Origin of the sequence: Actinomyces weissii (genome assembly GCF_016598775.1) — a bacterium.
Taxonomy (GTDB): domain Bacteria; phylum Actinomycetota; class Actinomycetes; order Actinomycetales; family Actinomycetaceae; genus Actinomyces; species Actinomyces weissii.
In genome coordinates this window covers 1-16,802 of the sequence record NZ_CP066802.1, presented here as the reverse complement: position 1 = coordinate 16,802, position 16,802 = coordinate 1, and the positions used below count along the sequence as shown (strand labels likewise).

The following is a 16,802-nucleotide window of genomic DNA, read 5'->3' as shown; positions in this document are numbered from 1 at the left end:
GGAGCCCCCAGCCTCCATCCCTGTTCAGGCAGGTAGGGCAGCGCAGCAGGGATGGTTAGCAGGTCCCGGTACAGGACCACCCGTTACGCACGGCGAGGCGCAAGCACGACCTGGGGACAAAGTCATCAATCTGCTACCCACCCGTTACGCACGGCTGGGCGCAAGGCTGCCCTAACCAGTGCAGCAGGTGAGGTGCTCCGCTGAGCCTGTTTAAGGCCCGGCTGCCTGGGAGGGGGCCCGCAGGCAGGCCATCGCGCACGAAGAGTCCTGGCAGCCACTGGGGTACCAGGGTGACTCACAGCCAGGCGTCCCACACACGGTTGGGCCCCCAGCCAGTTCTGGCTGGGGGCCCAACCGTGGCTGCGGCTCAGGCCGCCAGGAAGGCGCGCAGCACCACCACAGCCAGCAGCAGCCCCGCCAGCCCCACCGTGCCCGCCACGGAAACCTGCGTGCGCCGCTCCCGGGGCGCCCAGGCGTAGACGGAGGCCAGCGCCGCCCCCGCCAGCAGACCCCCCAGGTGCCCCTGCCAGGAGATATTCGCCCCGACGAAGGAGATCACCAGGTTCAAACCCAGGAGCCCCAGCACCGCGGAGGTGTCACGCCCAAAGCGCCGCTGCACCACGAACAGCGTGGCGAACAGCCCAAAGACCGCCCCGGAGGCCCCCACCGTCCAAGTGACCCAGCTCTGTGAGCCAGGGGTGGCCAGCAGGTAGATCATGGCGGAGCCACCAAAGGCGCTGAGCAGCAGCAGGGCCAGGTAGCGCCAGCGCCCCAGCACCTCCTCCAGCTGCCCGCCCACGACCCACAGGGCGAACATGTTGAAGGCCAGGTGCAGGGGCGAGCCGTGCAGCAGGGCGGTGGTGAGGAAGCGCCAGGGCTCGGTGGCCGCCAGCGCCGGGTTGAAGGCCAGCCACCGGGTTACCCCCAGCCCCGGCACCTGCTGCAGCAGGTAGACCAGCACGCACAGGCCGATGAACCCGACGGTCACCTTGGCGCCGCTGGCCTGGACCCCGCCGAGCACCGTGCGGGTGGGGCGGCGGGAGGCGGCGGCCGCGCTGGCACAGTCCACGCAACGCACCCCGACCGGGCTGGGCAGCTGGCAGCTGGGGCACACGGGGTGGTTGCAGCGTTGGCAGCGCACGTAGGCCACGCGCTCAGGGTGGCGCGGGCACACGGGGGCCTGCTCCTGGCTGTGGTAGGTGGGAGGCTGGGTCACTTCCTGCTACTCCTGGTTCAGGTACGGCGACGCCGCCGGGCAGGAACCCGACGGCGTCTGGTCTGCTTGAGGCGGCCTGTCACTCGCTGACGGTGACCGACTTGATCACGACGTCCTGATGGGGGCGGTCGCGGCCGTCAGTGGGCACGGCCGCGATAGCGTCGACGACCTGCTTGGAGGGCTCGTCGGCGACCTGGCCGAAGATGGTGTGCTTTCCCTGCAGCCAGGGGGTGGGGGCGACGGTGATGAAGAACTGGGACCCGTTGGTGCCCCGCCCCATGCGCAGTCCCGCGTTGGCCATGGCCAGCACGTAGGGGGCGTTGAAGTTCAGGGAGTGGTCGATCTCGTCGTCGAAGTTGTAGCCGGGACCGCCGGTGCCGGTGCCGAGCGGGTCGCCGCCCTGGATCATGAACCCTGGGATGACCCGGTGGAAGACAACGTCCTGGTAGAGCGGCTCGTTCTTCTGCTCGCCGGTGCGCGGGTCTGTCCAGGTCTTGGTGCCGGTGGCCAGGCCGGTGAAGTTGGCGACGGTCTGCGGGGCCTGCTCAGGCAAGAGCGTGACCTTGATGTCGCCGTGGTTGGTGTGCAGTGTGGCTTCCATGCACGCATGTTCCCACGCCTGCCGGGGCGGTTACTAGCACGCTCCGCTGAGCGCGCAGGTGTTCACCCCAGGCAAAACCTGTAGGGATTCAGGTGCCAGTCGGATGCGGAGGGGTCCAGGGAATGCGACGATGTAGCTCCGACGACGGCGCCCTTGCCGTCAGCAGGTCCGGATCGGCCCGGCAGCAACCAGTCAGGAGGCAGATGATGACCTTCGAGAAGAGGCTCGAGAGATTCGACTTCGACACGGACAAGCTGAAGCAGGAGGCTGCCCAGCTTGCAGGGAACCTCGCCACCCAGGCTGAGTATGCTGTCGACCGGGTAGCCGGGTGGGCGGGCACCGGTCTGAGCCGGGCGCGTGCCGGGGCGGAGAAGGTCGCCCGCGACGCCCAGGCCCGCACCGCCCCGGTGCTGGAAGAGGCGCGTACACGTGTCGTTGAGGACTACGTGCCGCGTGTCCAGCGCACCACCGCCGCGGTCCGCGCGGCTACTGACAAGTCCGAGGGCGTACCGCTTATGGAGCGCGCCCAGATCATCAGCACCGCTGCCAAGCAGGCGGCACTTCAGGAGGTTCCCGTGAAGAAGAAGCACCCCGTTCTCAAGACCTTCGGCTGGGTGGCCCTGGCCGGTGTCGCCGCAGCTGCCGCCTACGTGGTCTGGCAGCGTAGCCAGCCGGTGGAGGACCCCTGGGCGGAAGAGTACTGGGCCGACTCGGAGGAGGCCGAGGAGGCCGAGGTCATCAGCTGAGGCACCACTGAGAGCCTGAGCGGGGGGCCCTGCAGGAGCGGATCCTGCGGGGCCCCCGTCGTCTTGGGGGCCCACCGGCGTGTGCTGCCCCTCCTGCTCCGCCCCCTGAGGTCTGCCCACCACGACCAGTGGCTCTTGGCGTGTCCTTTCCTGTTTCTCTTGCTGGCCAGTGACCCTGCCTGCGGCTCCAGGGCGTGCTCGACGGCGCCAGGTGCCCGGGCCAGAGCGCAGGGACCCCGCGGACCCAGGGACCCGCGGGTAGCAGCGGGTAGCAGCGGAGCCAGGGGGCGCCGTCGCCCCTGGTAGTTCCCAGGCGGGCCCTTTAGGCTCCTGGTATGAGCTGTGTCCCAGTCTGTAGCACGCTGCCGGTGACCCTGCTGCCCCTGAGCCAGGGGGTGGCGGACAGGCCGGTGCTCATGCCCCAGCTGGGCCTGGGCACCTACAAGATCCCTGATGACGACGCTGCCCGCTGCGTGCGGGCTGCCTTGTCCCTGGGCTACCGGCACGTGGACACGGCCCAGATGTACCGCAACGAGGCCGGGGTGGGGCAGGGCCTGCGTGACTCGGGGCTGCCCCGGGAGGAGCTGTTCGTCACCTCCAAGCTGGACAACCCCAACCACCGACCTGAGGCGGTGCGCCGCTCCTTTGACGAGTCCCTGCGTGCCCTGGGGCTGGAGTACCTGGACCTGTTCCTGGTGCACTGGCCGCTGGCCACCTCCCCGGGACTGGACCTGGTGGAGACCTGGCAGGCCATGGTCAAGCTGCTGGAGTCGGGCCGGGTGCGGGCTATCGGGGTGTCCAACTTTGAGCCCGGGCACCTGGAGCGGATCGTGGCGGCCACCGGCGTGGTCCCGGCGGTCAACCAGGTGGAGGTGCACCCTTACTTCACGCAGGAGCCGCTGCGGGCGGTGAACTGGGCGCAGGGCGTCGTCACGCAGGCCTGGTCGCCCTTGGCGCGGGGGCGGGTCCTGGAGGACCCGGTGCTGGTGCGCGTGGCCCAGGAGGTGGGCCGTAGCCCCGCCCAGGTGGTGCTGCGCTGGCACCTGCAGCGCGGCGACGTCGTGATCCCCAAGAGCACGCACCCGGAGCGTATGGCGGCCAACGCGGCGGTGTGGGACTTTGCCCTGAGCGGGGCGCAGATGGCGCTGGTGGACGCCCTGGACCGGGGGGAGCGCCACGGCCCCCACCCTGACGAGATGCGCGAGCCCCGCCAGTAAGCACCCTAAGCCAGCGTCAGTATGGTAGAAGCCGCACCATGTGGTCCACAGCCTCTCCTCACAAGACGCAGGGCATGAGTGAACCGCCGGGCTGCCTTGAGGGCAAGAAGGTCACGGGCACGGCTGAAACAGAGCGCAACGAGGGTGGGCTACTCCTGCTTTGCCGGAAGTAGCCCACCCTCACGCTCGCAGCTGTCTCGGCCTCGTCTAGACCCACAGATAAAGACCTAGACAGGCTAAGAGAACCACGGCAGCGACTGAGGCAAAGGCGATGAGGCTCTGGCTGGTGAACCGTCCTTTGTTGATCACCTTGTCCCAGAAGTAGGCTGCTACCAGAAATATCAACCCTGACGCAGCATAAGACCACCAAGGGAAATCTCTGGTCAGCATGAACGCCGACATAACGGCCCACGCAACCACTGCATGCAACGCGGGATACCATGCGCTGGGTCCCCGCACAGCAACACTCTTCTCAGTGCTCATGGCTCCGCCTCAACAGGCAGTTGCGGTTGTCAAGGCGCCTCCTGCGGCGTTGCATGCCAAGTCAGTCGCTACTCCGGCAATAGGAGTGGCGACAGCACCAACACCTACACCTAGCGGCAGGCACACAAGACCACCCCAGGCAATATTCCAGCCCCAGCCTACCCAACTAGGCATGCAACGTGCTGAGTTGGCATACATCATGTCCCCCGCGAACGGAGTTGAGGCTTCGGACGACGTTTCCGGAGCAATGCGCTTGCTGACGCTGTCATAGGAGAACACCAAGTCCTGGTCACCCTCACCACGCAAGGCAATCTGAGCGACTAAATCGCCTTGTGAATCTGTCCATAAAGCAACCCCGTCCTGAATCTCGACGTTGTCGCCTTCCAGGGTCCCAAGCTGGAGGCCGCTACCTTCCACGGGAGTTACTGAGCGCAGCCCATCAGGAGCGACGGTTGTCTCCCCCTCCTCTGTAGCAAATGTAGCTGGATCTAACTGCACAGGTTCAGCAGCATCGTTGGTAGCAGCATAGGCAGTTGCTGGCATCAGAAAAGAAGAGGCCATCAGCACTGCAGCAAGCTTACGGGATGCAAACATGATCGTGATACCTTTCTAGTTGACTGGGCACGATACTTGCTTGATCCTTAGCACTATAAAACATAGCGCTAAAGCCCATGCGCTTACCACCGTACTCCTGCATTGTTTTCAATGCAAGCAAATGTTTATCAACCCTTCGTAGGAGGTGAGTGGTTGGGCAAGGGCTGGCCGTGGCCTGCTAGCGCGTGGGGCCCTGCCAGGACCTGCTGGGCCGGCGGCCCGCTGCGCCGTCGTGGTCGTGCCTGTCCTGAGCCAGGGTGGGGGAAGGGGCCTGTCTCGTGTGGCCGCACACGGGGAGCACGAACAGGACAGGGGTTGACGTATATCCCTGATACCTCTTGGAAGGTCCCAGCGTGCTGTCCTATCGTGCGACCCTTGACGTGCCCAAGGCCGCTGCCCGCACCGTGTCCGCCTGGCTGGCCACCCACCGCAAGGTCCCTGACATCCGCCCCACCAGCGGGCGACGGCCTGCGGGGTCCAGGTGGATGTCCACCGGCACGTAACGTGCCGAGGGGACCCCACCAACCGATTCGCCGACACCCGCAGCGGCGACTGCAACAATGCACTCGCCTGGGTCCACGAGACAGGAGAGCAGCAAGGCCCGGGCCGAGGCCGTCGTCGATGGCCAGGGACCGGACCTTGTGGAAGTGGTGGAGCCAACGGGACTCGAACCCGTAACCCCCTGCTTGCAAAGCAGGTGCGCTACCAATTGCGCCATGGCCCCCTGTGGCTCATGCCTGGGAGGAGTCAGCCTCCGCGGGCTCTGCCACCGGGTCGGTGACCTCGGCCCAGGCGGTCCGCCAGGAGCGGGCCTCCTCGATCTTGAGCCACGCGGCGTAGCCAGCAGCTGCCAGGCATGAGAAAACCGCAGCAGTCACGACCGTCCGGCTCCTCATGGACCCTCCTCATCGTTCCACCGCGGGTGGTGGGCCTAGCTGGACTCGAACCAGCGACCTCATCCTTATCAGGGATGCGCTCTAACCAACTGAGCTATAGGCCCTTGCGACCGGATGAGACTAGCGCACCCGGTCCGAGGCGGACAAATCGAATCAGTCGTCCGCCAGTGTGAGATGAACCCCACCGACCAGTGAGGCGGTGATGTTGTACAGGAAGGCGCCGATCGTGGACAGGGCCGTGGTCAGCACGATGTTGACCACCCCGATGATCGCCGCCATGGCGAGCGCCCGAGAGAACTTCATGTACTCCACCAGCGCCTGGAAGGCGTTGTTCTTCTCGTCAAAGACCGTACCCACCAGGTCCTGGATACCGGAGAACACGTGCATCCGGTCCAGCATGAACCACACGACCGCCGCACCCACGATGATCATGATGAAGGCCGCGAAGGACAGCAGGAAGGACACCTTCATCACGGACCAGGGGTCCACCCGGGTCAGTACCAGGCGCACCTTGCGGGGGCCAGCGATCTTCTTCTTGACCGACTTGCCGCCATGCGCCGCCTGGGCCGGGCCCACGCCAGCGGAGGGTGCAGCAGCTGCCGCGACCGGCGTACCTGGCGCGGCGGAAGGCGACTGGCTCATTCCTGGTCCTCACTTTCGTCCTCCACCGAGCCTACCGCCTCAGTGTGATCCTGCGCCTGCTCAGTGCTCACACTTTCGGCGGAAAGGTCCCCGACAGGCCCAGCGGCCACGCCATCCACAACGCTGGCGACGTCGTCCGCGGTGCTGTCAGCACTAGCGGCGCTGGGGGCGCTGGCGGGCGTCTCGTCGCTGTCCAGCTCCCGCTCGGTGTTGCGGGCCACCGCGATGATGCGGTCGCCGTCGTCAGGCTTGGCGAAGGTGACCCCCTGGGTGTTGCGGCCGGTGCGGGAGACCTCGTCCACCGCCGAGCGCAGCACCTTGCCGGACTCCATGATGCACAGCACCTCGTCACCCGGGCCGGTGACCAGGGCCCCCACCAGGTCCCCCCGCTCCTCGACCAGGTTGGCGACCTTCACGCCCAGGCCGCCGCGGCCCTTGACCGGGTAGTCGGCCACGTTGGTCCGCTTGGCGTAGCCGCCCTCGGTGACCACGAACAGGTCCGCGTCAGTCCACTGGGGGTCCACCACGTCCATGGCCAGCAGGCTGTCGCCCTCCCGGAAGCGCATGCCGGTCACGCCGCTGGTGGCCCGGCCGGTGGGACGCAGGGCCTCGTCGGTGGCGTGGAAGCGGGCGGACTGGCCGTGGCGGGAGACCAGCAGCAGGTCCTGCCCGGCGGACAGCAGGGCGGCGGAGACCAGCTCGTCGGCGTTGCCCTGCTCGTCCTCCCGCAGGTTGATGGCGATCACCCCGCCGGAGCGGTTGGAGTCGTACTCGCTCAGGCGGGTCTTCTTGACCAGGCCGCGGCGGGTGGCGAGCACCAGGTAGTCGGCGGCCGCGTAGTCCTTGAGCTCCATGACCTGGGCGATCTCCTCGCCCGGCTGGAAGGCCAGCAGGTTGGCCACGTGCTGGCCCTTGGCGTCGCGCCCGCCCTCCGGCAGCTCGTAGGCCTTGGCCCGGTAGACCCGGCCCAGGTTGGTGAAGAACAGCAGCCAGTGGTGGGTGGTGGTCACGAAGAAGTGGTCCACGACGTCGTCCTCGCGCAGGGCGGTGCCCTTGACCCCCTTGCCGCCCCGGTGCTGGGAGCGGTACTGGTCGGTGCGGGTGCGCTTGGCGTAGCCGGAGCGGGTGATGGTGACCACCACCTCCTCCTCGGGGATCAGGTCCTCCATGCTCATCTCACCGTCGAAGGGGACGATGCGGGTACGCCGCTCGTCACCGAACTTCTCCACGATCTCACTGAGCTCGGTAGAGACGATCCCGCGCTGGCGCTCCGGGGAGGCGATGATGTCACGCAGGTCAGCGACCTTGGCCTGCAGGTCCTCCGCCTCCTGCTGGATCTTCAGTCGCTCCAGGGCGGCCAGACGGCGCAGCTGCAGGGACAGGATCGCCTCGGCCTGGGCCTCGTCCACGCCCAGCAGGCCCATCAGCCCGGAGCGGGCCTCCTCGGTGGTCGGGGAGCGGCGGATCAGGGCGATCACGGCGTCCAGGGCGTCGATGGCCTTGAGCAGGCCCTCCAGGATGTGCAGGCGCTCCTCGGCCTTGCGCAGGCGGTACCGGGAGCGGCGCACGATCACGTCGATCTGGTGCTCCACCCAGTGGCGCACGAAGCCGTCCAGGCTCAGGGTGCGCGGCACGCCGTCCACCAGGGCCAGCATGTTGGCGGGGAAGTTGTCCTGCAGCTGGGTGCGCTTGTACAGGTTGTTGAGCACCACCTTGGCCACGGCGTCGCGCTTGAGCACGATCACCAGGCGCTGGCCGGTGCGCCCGGAGGTCTCGTCCCGGATGTCGGCGATCCCCCCGACCTGGCCGTCACGCACCAGCTGGGCGATCTTGTCCGCCAGGTTGTCAGGGTTGACCTGGTAGGGCAGCTCGGTGACCACCAGGCACTGACGCCCGTGGATCTCCTCCACGTTGACCACGGCCCGCTGGGTGATGGAGCCGCGCCCGGTACGGTAGGCCTCCTCGATACCGCGCCGCCCCAGGATGGTGGCACCAGTAGGAAAGTCCGGGCCGGGGATGCGCTCGATCAGGGCCTGGAGCAGCTCCTCACGGGAGGCGTCCGGGTGCTCCAGGAACCACTGCACACCCCGGGCGACCTCCCGCAGGTTGTGCGGGGGGATACGGGTGGCCATACCCACGGCGATGCCCTCGGAGCCGTTGACCAGCAGGTTGGGGAACCGGGCCGGCAGGATGGTGGGCTCCTGGTTCTTGCCGTCGTAGTTGTCCTGGAAGTCGACGCTCTCCTCGTCGATGTCCCGGACCATCTCCATGGCCAGGGGGGCCATCTTGCACTCGGTGTACCGGGGGGCGGCCGGCCCCAGGTTGCCGGGGGTGCCGAAGTTCCCCTGCCCGGCCACCAGCGGGTAGCGCAGGGACCAGGGCTGTACCAGGCGGGCCAGGGCATCGTAGATGGCGACGTCGCCGTGGGGGTGGTAGCTGCCCATGACGTCGCCGACGATGCGGGAGGACTTGGAGAAGGCGGCGTTGGGGCGGTAGCCGCCGTCGTACATGGCGTACAGGACCCGGCGGTGGACGGGCTTGAGGCCGTCACGCACGTCCGGCAGCGCCCGCCCCACGATGACGCTCATGGCGTAGTCCAGGTAGGAGCGCTGCATCTCCAGCTGGAGGTCCACGGGCTGGACGCGGTCGTGGGTCTGCTCGCTGACAGGAAGCGTGGTGTTCTCTTCGCTCACGGGGTTCCTTTGCTTGTCTGGGTACGGGGTTCCGGCGGGCGCGGGGCGCTCAGATGTCCAGGAACCTCACGTCGGCGGCGTTGCGCTGGATGAAGGAGCGACGCTGCTCGACGTCGTCGCCCATCAGGACGGAGAAGGTCTCGTCGGCGTCGGCGGCCTCGTCAAGGGTCACCTTCTTGAGGATGCGGGTGGCAGGGTCCATGGTGGTCTCCCACAGCTCGTGGTCGTTCATCTCGCCCAGGCCCTTGTAGCGCTGGATACCGCCCTCCTTGGGCAGGCGGTAGCCGGCCTCGGCCCCGGCCTTGAGGAGCTTGTCGCGCTCGGCGTCGGAGTAGGCGAACTCGTGCTCGGCGTTGGACCACTTGAGCCGGTACAGGGGCGGCATGGCGATGTAGGTGTGCCCGTGCTCGATCAGCGGCCGCATGTAGCGGAACAGCAGGGTGAGCAGCAGGGTGGCGATGTGCTGGCCGTCGACGTCGGCGTCGGCCATGATCACGATCTTGCCGTAGCGCAGCCGGGACAGGTCAAAGTCCTCACCGATGCCGGTGCCGAAGGCGGTGATCAGGGAGCGGATGGCGTCCGAGGACAGGGCCCGGTCCAGGCGGGCCTTCTCCACGTTCAGGATCTTGCCGCGGATCGGCATGATGGCCTGGTGCTCCGGGTCGCGCCCACCGACGGCGGAGCCGCCCGCGGAGTCACCCTCCACGATGAAGATCTCGCACTCGGCGGCGTTGCGGCTGGAGCAGTCGCGCAGCTTGCCGGGCATGGAGGCTGACTCCAGCACGCCCTTGCGGCGGGTGGCCTCCCGGGCCTTGCGGGCGGCCACGCGCGCCGCCGCCGCCTGGGTGGCCTTGGTGATGACGGCCTTGGCGTCAGCGGGGTGGGAGTCCAGCCAGTCACCGAGCTTGGCGGAGACGGTCTGGAGCACGAAGGTGCGGGCCTCGGTGTTGCCCAGCTTGGTCTTGGTCTGGCCCTCGAACTGCGGCTCGGAGAGCTTGACGGAGATGACGGCGGTCAGGCCCTCGCGGATGTCGTCACCGGTGAGGTTGTCGTCCTTGTCCTTGAGCAGGCCCTTCTCACGGGCGTACCGGTTGACCAGGGTGGTCAGGGCGGTGCGGAAGCCCTCCTCGTGGGTACCGCCCTCGGTGGTGTTGATGGTGTTGGCGTAGGTGTGCACCGACTCGGAGTAGGCGCTGGTCCACTGCATGGCGATCTCCAGGCTGATGCCCCGCATCTCGTCCAGCTGGGTCTCGGCCTCGAAGTCGATGATCTCGGGGTGGATCAGGTCCACCTTCTTGGAGCGGTTGAGGAAGCCCACGTAGTCGCGCAGGCCGTGCTCGTAGAGGTAGGTGTCGGAGCGGTGGCCCTTGACGGGGTCGTCGCTGGTGCCCAGCTCGTCGCCGGTGATCTCGTCCCCGGCGTCGTTGACCCCGGCGCGCTCGTCGGTCAGGGTGATGCGCAGGCCCTTGTTCAGGAAGGCCATCTGCTGGAAGCGGCGCCGCAGGGTCTCGTAGTCGAATACCACGGTCTCAAAGATCTGCGGGTCGGGGTAGAAGACCTGGGTGGTGCCGGTCTCCTGGGTGGCCTCGCCCTTGACCAGGGGGGTCTTGGGCTTGCCGCCGTCACCAAAGCTCATGCGCCACACGTGGCCCTGACGGCGCACCTCCGTGTCCACCCGGGTGGACAGGGCGTTGACCACGGAGATACCCACCCCGTGCAGGCCGCCGGAGACGGCGTAGCCGCCGCCCCCGAACTTGCCGCCCGCGTGGAGGATGGTCATGACCACCTCGACGGTGGGCTTGTGCTCGGTGGGGTGCTCGTCCACGGGGATGCCGCGGCCGTTGTCCACGACCTTCAGCCCGCCGTCGTCCTGGATGGTGACCTGGATGTGGTCGCAGTACCCGGCCAGGGCCTCGTCGACGGCGTTGTCCACCACCTCGTAGACCAGGTGGTGCAGGCCCCGCTCACCGGTGGAGCCGATGTACATGCCGGGGCGCTTGCGCACCGCCTCCAGGCCCTCAAGGACGGTGATGTCACTGGCGCCGTAGCTCTCGGGCCCTGGGGCCGACCTGCCTGCCACCTGGTTGCTGAGGTCCTGCTGGTCGACGGCGTCGGCGGTCACAGTGATGTCCTGGTCAGACACGTGTTGGTCGCTCCTCATCGTGTGCCGGTCACACACCTGGTCCCGGTGCGCCACGGTCCGTGAAGGTGCCGCTGCGGGCTCCTGAGCCTCAGGCACCCCGTCCACGTGGAGGGGTACGTCTGCAGGCACTTGGGCGCACCACGTTACTTCCAGGGCGATTCTAGCCTGTTCGGGACTGCTTCCCGGCAACGGATGCTGTTGGCTGGCAGTGGCCCCAGTCACCAAAGGGGCGCCCGGGACCTGCCGTGGGTGTCAGCCGTAGGTGTCGCGGGGTCCGCGCCCGTTGCGCACGGTGCGCCTGCCGTGGCGCCAGCTCGGGCCCTGCGGACCCAGCACCGTCATCCTGGTGACGGCGCCGGGGCCCACCTGCTCGGACAGCAGGGACTCGATACGCGGCTGCAGCAGACGCAGCTGCTGCGCCCAGGCGGAGGAGGAGGCCCGTACGGTCAGCTCCCCGGCCTCAAAGGACTCCACCACACAGTGCTCGGCAACCTGCGCCCCCACGATCTCCGCCCAGCGCACGATCACCATGGCCATGCGCAGCTTGCCGCCCCAGCCCTTCTCCCGGGCAGTCGCCCGCAGGGCCTTGGAAGCCAGGTGCGGGTCAAAGCGGCTGGGACCGGGACGGCCCTTGCCCGGAGCCAGACCGGGGGCGGGCGGGGCCAGGGGGTCGGCCTCAGCCTCACTGCCCTGCCCGTTGGCGCCTGGTCGCTGCCGCCTGGCGGCCAGCCGTCCCGCAGCCGCCAGGTCCCGGACCGGACGGCGCGCCAGGCCCCGGTCCCAGGCCACGGAGACCTGACGGGCCAGGGCCCGCTGGGCCAGGACGTCCCCAGCCGCCTCCCAGTCCTCAGCCACTGCTGACCTCCGAGCCCTGCACCCGCAACCGGCTGCCCGCCAGCTGGGCGGGCACGTCCTCGTCGACGGCGGCGGTCAGCAGCACCTGCTGGGCCTCGGCGACCACCTCGACCAGGGCCTGCCGCCGCCTGCTGTCCAGGGAGGCGAAGACGTCGTCGAGCACGAGCACCGGCTCGGCGTCGCCGCTGAGCTCCTGCGCGTCGTGACGCAGCACCTGGTAGGAGGCCAGGCGCAGGGCCAGGGCCAGGGACCACTGCTCCCCGTGGGAGGCGTAGCCCTTGGCAGGCAGCCCGCCCAGGAACAGCAGCAGGTCGTCACGGTGGGCGCCCACCAGGTTCACGCCCCGGTCGATCTCCTTGGCGTGCAGGCTCTCCATGGCCGCTACCAGCCGGGCGGTGGTCCGCTCGGTGTCCAGCAGCTGGCTCTCGGTTTCCTCCACCTGCCCGTCAGGGCGGGGCTCGGGAGCGCCCTCCTGCTCCAGCAGGCTGGAGCGGTAGACGGGCAGGGCCGCGGACTGGCCCAGGCTGATGGACTCGTAGCTGGCGCTGACCCAGGGGCGCAGCAGACGCAGCAGCCGGACGCGGGCGGCGATCAGCTGGGCAGCGGCCGCAGCCAGCTGGGCGTCCCACACCTCCAGGGTGGCCTGCAGGCTCCTGGTGGGGGTACGCGAGCTGCGCGCGGACTTCAGCAGCCCGGCCCGCTGGGCCAGTACCCGTTCATGGTCGGCACGCACCCCGGCCAGGCGGGGGGTCAGCTGGACCGCCAGGTCGTCCAGGAAACGACGGCGCACCGCGGGCTCCTCACGCACCAGGTGCAGGTCCTCCGGGGCGAAGACCACGGTGCGCAGTATCCCCACCAGCTCACGGGGCCGCACTGCGGCCCGGTTGAGCCGGGCCCGGTTGGCCTTGCCGGAGATGATCTCGATCTCCAGGACGCTGGGCCGCTCGCCACGCACCACCCTGGCCTGCACCACCGCGCCCGCGGGCTGGGACTGACCGGCTGGGGCCTGGCGCACCAGGGCCCTGTCAGCCCCCACCCGGTGGCTGGAGAGGGTGGAGAGGTAGGCGATCGCCTCCACCAGGTTGGTCTTGCCCTGGCCGTTGGCCCCTACGATCGCCGTCGGCCCCGGTGCCAGCTGCACCAGCAGCTCACGATAGGAACGGAAGTCCTGCAGGGCGAGGTCGGAGACGTACATGCCTGCTGGGCCCGGGGCGCGGAGCGGAAGGCTCTCAGGCCCCGAAGCGGATCGGCATGATCAGGTAGCGGAAGCTGGGGTCCTCCTGGCCACCGATCGCGTCCATGCCGGTGAGCACCGCCGGCTTGGAGGGGTGGGTGAAGTCCAGGCGCACGTAGGGGGTGCTCAGGGCCGCCAGCCCATCCAGCAGGTAGCCGGGGTTGAAGGCGGTGGAGATGTCCTCGCCGTCCAGGTGGGCCACCAGCTCCTCGCTGGCCTGGGCGTCGTCACCCTGCCCGGCCTCCAGGGACAAGGTGCCCTGGGTGAAGCTCAGGCGGATTGGGGTGGAACGCTCCGCCACCAGGCTGACGCGGCGCACCGCCGCCACCAGCTCGTCCTTGCCGACGGTGGCGTGGATGGTGGTGGTCTCCGGGAACAGCCGCCGCACCGGCGGGTAGTCGCCGTCGGTCAGCAGGGAGGTGGTGCGCCGCCCGCCGGCCTCGAAGCCGATCAGGCCCGCGGAGCTGGAGCCGTCCTCGCTCAGGGCCACCGTCACGTCACCGGAGCTGGTCAGGGACTTGGCTACGTCAGACAGGGTGCGGGCCTTCAGCAGGGCGGTGGTGGAGATGCTCTGCTCATCGGGGGACCACTGCATCTCCCGCATGGCCAGGCGGTAACGGTCGGTGGCCAGCAGGGTGAGCGTGCTGCCCTCCACCTCCATCTGCACGGAGGTGAGCATGGGCAGGGTCTCGTCACGGGAGGCGGCGGTAAAGACCTGGGCCACGGCCTTGGCCAGGTCCCCGGCGTCGATAGTGCCTGCGACGGCGGGCATCTGCGGCAGCGCGGGGTAGTCGTCCGCCGCCATGGCCGCCAGGGTGAAGTGGGCTGAGCCGCAGGTGACGGTCACCTTGGTGCCCTCCACCTCCAGGTCCACCGGCTTGGCAGGCAGGGCCTTGGCGATATCGGCCAGGAGCCGACCGGAGACCAGCACCACCCCAGGCTCCTCGACCTCTGCGGCCACCTCGCAGCGGGCCGAGACCTCATAGTCGAAGGAGGACAGGGTCAGGCTGGAGCCCTTGGCCTCCAGACGCACCCCGGCCAGGACGGGCACCGGTGGGCGCTGCGGCAGTGAGCGGGCGGTCCAGGTAACTGCCTCCGCGAGGACGTCGCGGTCAACCCTGAGCTTCACGGTCGTTGTCTCTCCTGTGGCAGTGGCTTGAGTTACTGGCAGGCAGTGTAGACGAATCACAGCTCCGACCGGCAGGGCCTGTGCTGGGGGCTTAGCGGCTCGGCTGCAGACGGTCGCCTGAGGTGCAGGTGCCCGCACCGTCCCTGGCCCGGCTGTACCCCGTCCCGTGGTGGCGGCCATGGTACCGAGAGGAGATGCGCCGTGGACCAGGTTTCTTGTAAGTAGTTGTAGTAGCAGCTGTGGATCCTGTGGATGTACCAGCTTTGCGGCTTGATCCAGCCAAGCAGGCTTGTGGAAGCACACGGGTGTGCTTCCGTGGAGTACGGCCTGGGCCTGTGGGTGGGCACAGTCTGCGATCTTGTAACTACACAGGCACCCGGCAGCGCTGCACAGGCTGGAGGCGACTTGTCCACGTCTTGTCCCAAGCGCTGTACACAGGTCTGTCAGCGGCTTCTGTCAGTGTCTGGCCAGCGGCTGGAAGGCAGGTGTCAGTCCTGGGGGCAGACGGACAGGCGCGGCGTTACGGCGTCGCCGCAGCGGCAGAGGGGCTGGACGCGCAGACAGCCGGTGGATAGCAGGGAGCCTGCACTCAGGCAGGGGAACAGGCTGCGGCAGGGCTCAGGCGCTGCGGGGGGCCTGGGCCGCCTGCTTGATCCGGCTGGTGATCTCCGCGACGTGGTTGTAGGTCTCGCGCCGCTCCGCCATCTGCGTGCGGATCTTCTTGTCCGCGTTCATGACCGTGGTGTGGTCCTTGCCGCCGAACTCCCGGCCGATCACCGGCAGGGACAGGTCCGTGAGCTCGCGGCACAGGTACATGGCGATGTGGCGGGCGGTCACCAGGGTCTTGGAGCGCTTGCGCGAGCACAGCTCGTCGATGGTGATGCCGAAGTAGTCCGAGGTCTGCGCCATGATGAGCGGCACGGTGATCTCCTCACCACCGGGGTCGGTGATGATGTCCTTGAGCACTTTCTCTGCCAGGGAGCGGTCCACGTGCTGCTTGGTCAGGGAGGCGAAGGCCGTGACCCGGATCAGGGCCCCCTCCAGCTCACGGATATTCGTGGTGATGCGGGAGGCGATGTAGTCCAGCACGTCTATGGGCAGGTCCAGGCCCTCCACCCGGGCCTTCTTGGACAGGATAGCGGTGCGTGTCTCCAGGTCCGGCGGCTGCACGTCCACGATCAGGCCCTCAGCGAAGCGTGAGCGCAGCCGCTCCTCAAAGCCCCCCAGGGACTTGGGAGGCTGGTCGGAGGTGAGCACCACCTGCTTGTTGGCGGTGTGCAGCGCGTTGAAGGTGTGGAAGAACTCCTCCAGCGTGCCCTCCTTGCCCTGGAGGAACTGGATGTCGTCGATCAGGAGGATGTCCACCTCCCGGTAGCGGCGCTTGAAGCCGTCGATCCGCTCCTGGTCGCCCACCGAGTTGATGAAGTCTGACAGGAACTCCTCGGAGTTGACGTAGGTGACCTTGATGTCCGGGAACAGGCTGCGGGCGTAGTGGCCGATGGCGTGCAGCAGGTGGGTCTTGCCCAGGCCGGAGCCCCCGTAGATGAACAGGGGGTTGTAGGCCTTGGCAGGGGCCTCGGCCACGGCCACGGCGGTGGCGTAGGCGAAGCCGTTGGAGGGTCCCATGACGTAGGTGTCAAAGGTGTAGCGCGGGTTCAGCGGGGTGCCGCTAGGGCCTGCGACCGGGGTGGCCGCGGTGGAGGCGGTGGGGCTGGTGGTGGACAGGTAGCCGGGTAGGCTGGAGGTGCTGGCCTCCTCGCGGCTGACCTGCACGGCCACGGGGGTGACGGGGGCGCGCGGTGCGGCAGGTGCGGGCACCTCGGTGCGGGCTGGGCGGTTAGCCAGCCAGGAGGCGGGTGCGGTCTCCAAGGAGGTGTCCACCGTCACCTCCACGTCCACCGGCCGTCCCAGCACCTGCCGCAGCGCGTCCTTGATCTGCTCGTAGGCCTGGTTGGCGATCACGTCCCGGGCAAAGGCCGAGCCGACGATCAGCACGATGGTCCCGTCAACGTCCACGGCCCTGGTGGTGCGGATGATCGAGAGCTTGCCGGGGCCCAGTCCAGAGGTGGCAGTGAGGATGTCGCAGGCGTCGCGCCACTGCGTCGTCGCTGAGTCAGACACGTCAGGACCTCTTCTCACTGCCTTGGCTGCCGTCAGCCGCGGGTCGTGGCCCGGACGGCGCAAGGCTGTCCGCAACCGGTGTTGGTCAGAACCTGCAGAGCCTATCGGATGGCCCTATACGTAGGGTTGTCGACAGGCTTGTCCACAGACGGGGACAATCTACGGCGTACACACCCAGGTTTGTCCACAGGCTTGGGGGTAGCGCTGCGCACGGCCTGTGTACAGCTGCCGC

15 protein-coding genes and 2 tRNA genes are annotated in these 16,802 nt (G+C 68.3%); 3 read left to right on the top strand and 14 right to left on the bottom strand.

The genetic code is table 11. The annotated features are described in order from the left end of the window. Window positions 1–367: 367 nt before the first annotated feature. Both JG540_RS00085 and JG540_RS00080 read right to left on the bottom strand, forming a co-directional pair. A complete protein-coding gene (locus tag JG540_RS00085) occupies window positions 368–1,216 on the bottom strand; it encodes a rhomboid family intramembrane serine protease (protein WP_200275876.1) in 849 nt (282 codons plus the stop codon). Between the two features lie 79 nt (window positions 1,217–1,295). Continuing rightward, window positions 1,296–1,817 carry a peptidylprolyl isomerase gene (locus JG540_RS00080; protein ID WP_200275874.1) on the bottom strand — a complete coding sequence of 174 codons (522 nt, stop codon included), beginning with the start codon at window positions 1,815–1,817 and terminating at the stop codon, window positions 1,296–1,298. Between the two features lie 206 nt (window positions 1,818–2,023). Here JG540_RS00080 and JG540_RS00075 point away from each other — a divergent pair, with 206 nt between their 5' ends. Further along, window positions 2,024–2,563: a hypothetical protein gene (locus JG540_RS00075; protein WP_234042814.1), complete on the top strand. Its 540-nt coding sequence runs from the start codon at window positions 2,024–2,026 to the stop codon at window positions 2,561–2,563. 335 nt (window positions 2,564–2,898) lie between these two features. Then, the gene (locus JG540_RS00070; protein ID WP_200275870.1) at window positions 2,899–3,780 is read left to right on the top strand and encodes an aldo/keto reductase; all 882 of its coding nucleotides are present in this window, start codon (window positions 2,899–2,901) and stop codon (window positions 3,778–3,780) included. 207 nt (window positions 3,781–3,987) lie between these two features. Here JG540_RS00070 and JG540_RS00065 read toward each other — a convergent pair whose 3' ends face one another. Both JG540_RS00065 and JG540_RS00060 read right to left on the bottom strand, forming a co-directional pair. After that, window positions 3,988–4,263, bottom strand: coding sequence for a hypothetical protein (locus JG540_RS00065; RefSeq protein WP_200275868.1), 276 nt, complete (start codon window positions 4,261–4,263; stop codon window positions 3,988–3,990). A gap of 9 nt (window positions 4,264–4,272) precedes the next feature. Then, entirely contained in the window at window positions 4,273–4,857 is a 585-nt protein-coding gene (locus JG540_RS00060; protein WP_200275866.1) for a hypothetical protein, read from the bottom strand. Window positions 4,858–5,210: 353 nt separating this feature from the next. Between JG540_RS00060 and JG540_RS00055 the strand changes: the two genes are divergently transcribed. Further along, complete coding sequence (locus JG540_RS00055) at window positions 5,211–5,360, top strand: hypothetical protein (RefSeq protein WP_200275864.1); 150 nt, start codon at window positions 5,211–5,213, stop codon at window positions 5,358–5,360. A 145-nt stretch (window positions 5,361–5,505) separates the two neighbouring features. On the opposite strand, the gene JG540_RS00050 is transcribed toward JG540_RS00055, so the two are convergent. From JG540_RS00050 to dnaA, 10 genes are all read right to left on the bottom strand, one after another. Further along, window positions 5,506–5,581, bottom strand: a tRNA-Ala gene (locus tag JG540_RS00050). A 7-nt stretch (window positions 5,582–5,588) separates the two neighbouring features. Further along, a complete protein-coding gene (locus JG540_RS00045) occupies window positions 5,589–5,735 on the bottom strand; it encodes a hypothetical protein (protein ID WP_200278398.1) in 147 nt (48 codons plus the stop codon). A gap of 45 nt (window positions 5,736–5,780) precedes the next feature. Beyond that, window positions 5,781–5,857: transfer RNA gene (locus JG540_RS00040), tRNA-Ile, on the bottom strand. 49 nt (window positions 5,858–5,906) lie between these two features. Then, window positions 5,907–6,395 (bottom strand): DUF3566 domain-containing protein, encoded by a 489-nt coding sequence (locus JG540_RS00035; protein ID WP_200275862.1) that lies wholly within the window; start codon window positions 6,393–6,395, stop codon window positions 5,907–5,909. After that, window positions 6,392–9,010: a DNA gyrase subunit A gene (gene gyrA, locus JG540_RS00030; protein WP_234043018.1), complete on the bottom strand. Its 2,619-nt coding sequence runs from the start codon at window positions 9,008–9,010 to the stop codon at window positions 6,392–6,394. Before gyrA ends, JG540_RS00035 begins: the two co-directional genes overlap by 4 nt. A gap of 127 nt (window positions 9,011–9,137) precedes the next feature. After that, a complete protein-coding gene (gene gyrB / locus JG540_RS00025) occupies window positions 9,138–11,168 on the bottom strand; it encodes a DNA topoisomerase (ATP-hydrolyzing) subunit B (protein ID WP_200277885.1) in 2,031 nt (676 codons plus the stop codon). A gap of 315 nt (window positions 11,169–11,483) precedes the next feature. After that, window positions 11,484–12,086 (bottom strand): DUF721 domain-containing protein, encoded by a 603-nt coding sequence (locus tag JG540_RS00020; protein WP_200275858.1) that lies wholly within the window; start codon window positions 12,084–12,086, stop codon window positions 11,484–11,486. Next, on the bottom strand, window positions 12,079–13,281 hold the full coding sequence (gene recF / locus JG540_RS00015; RefSeq protein WP_200275856.1) for a DNA replication/repair protein RecF: 1,203 nt from the start codon (window positions 13,279–13,281) through the stop codon (window positions 12,079–12,081). Before recF ends, JG540_RS00020 begins: the two co-directional genes overlap by 8 nt. A 34-nt stretch (window positions 13,282–13,315) precedes the next feature. Further along, entirely contained in the window at window positions 13,316–14,449 is a 1,134-nt protein-coding gene (dnaN, locus tag JG540_RS00010) for a DNA polymerase III subunit beta (RefSeq protein ID WP_200275854.1), read from the bottom strand. Window positions 14,450–15,067: 618 nt separating this feature from the next. Then, window positions 15,068–16,570 carry a chromosomal replication initiator protein DnaA gene (dnaA, locus tag JG540_RS00005; protein WP_200275852.1) on the bottom strand — a complete coding sequence of 501 codons (1,503 nt, stop codon included), beginning with the start codon at window positions 16,568–16,570 and terminating at the stop codon, window positions 15,068–15,070. Window positions 16,571–16,802: the final 232 nt, after the last annotated feature.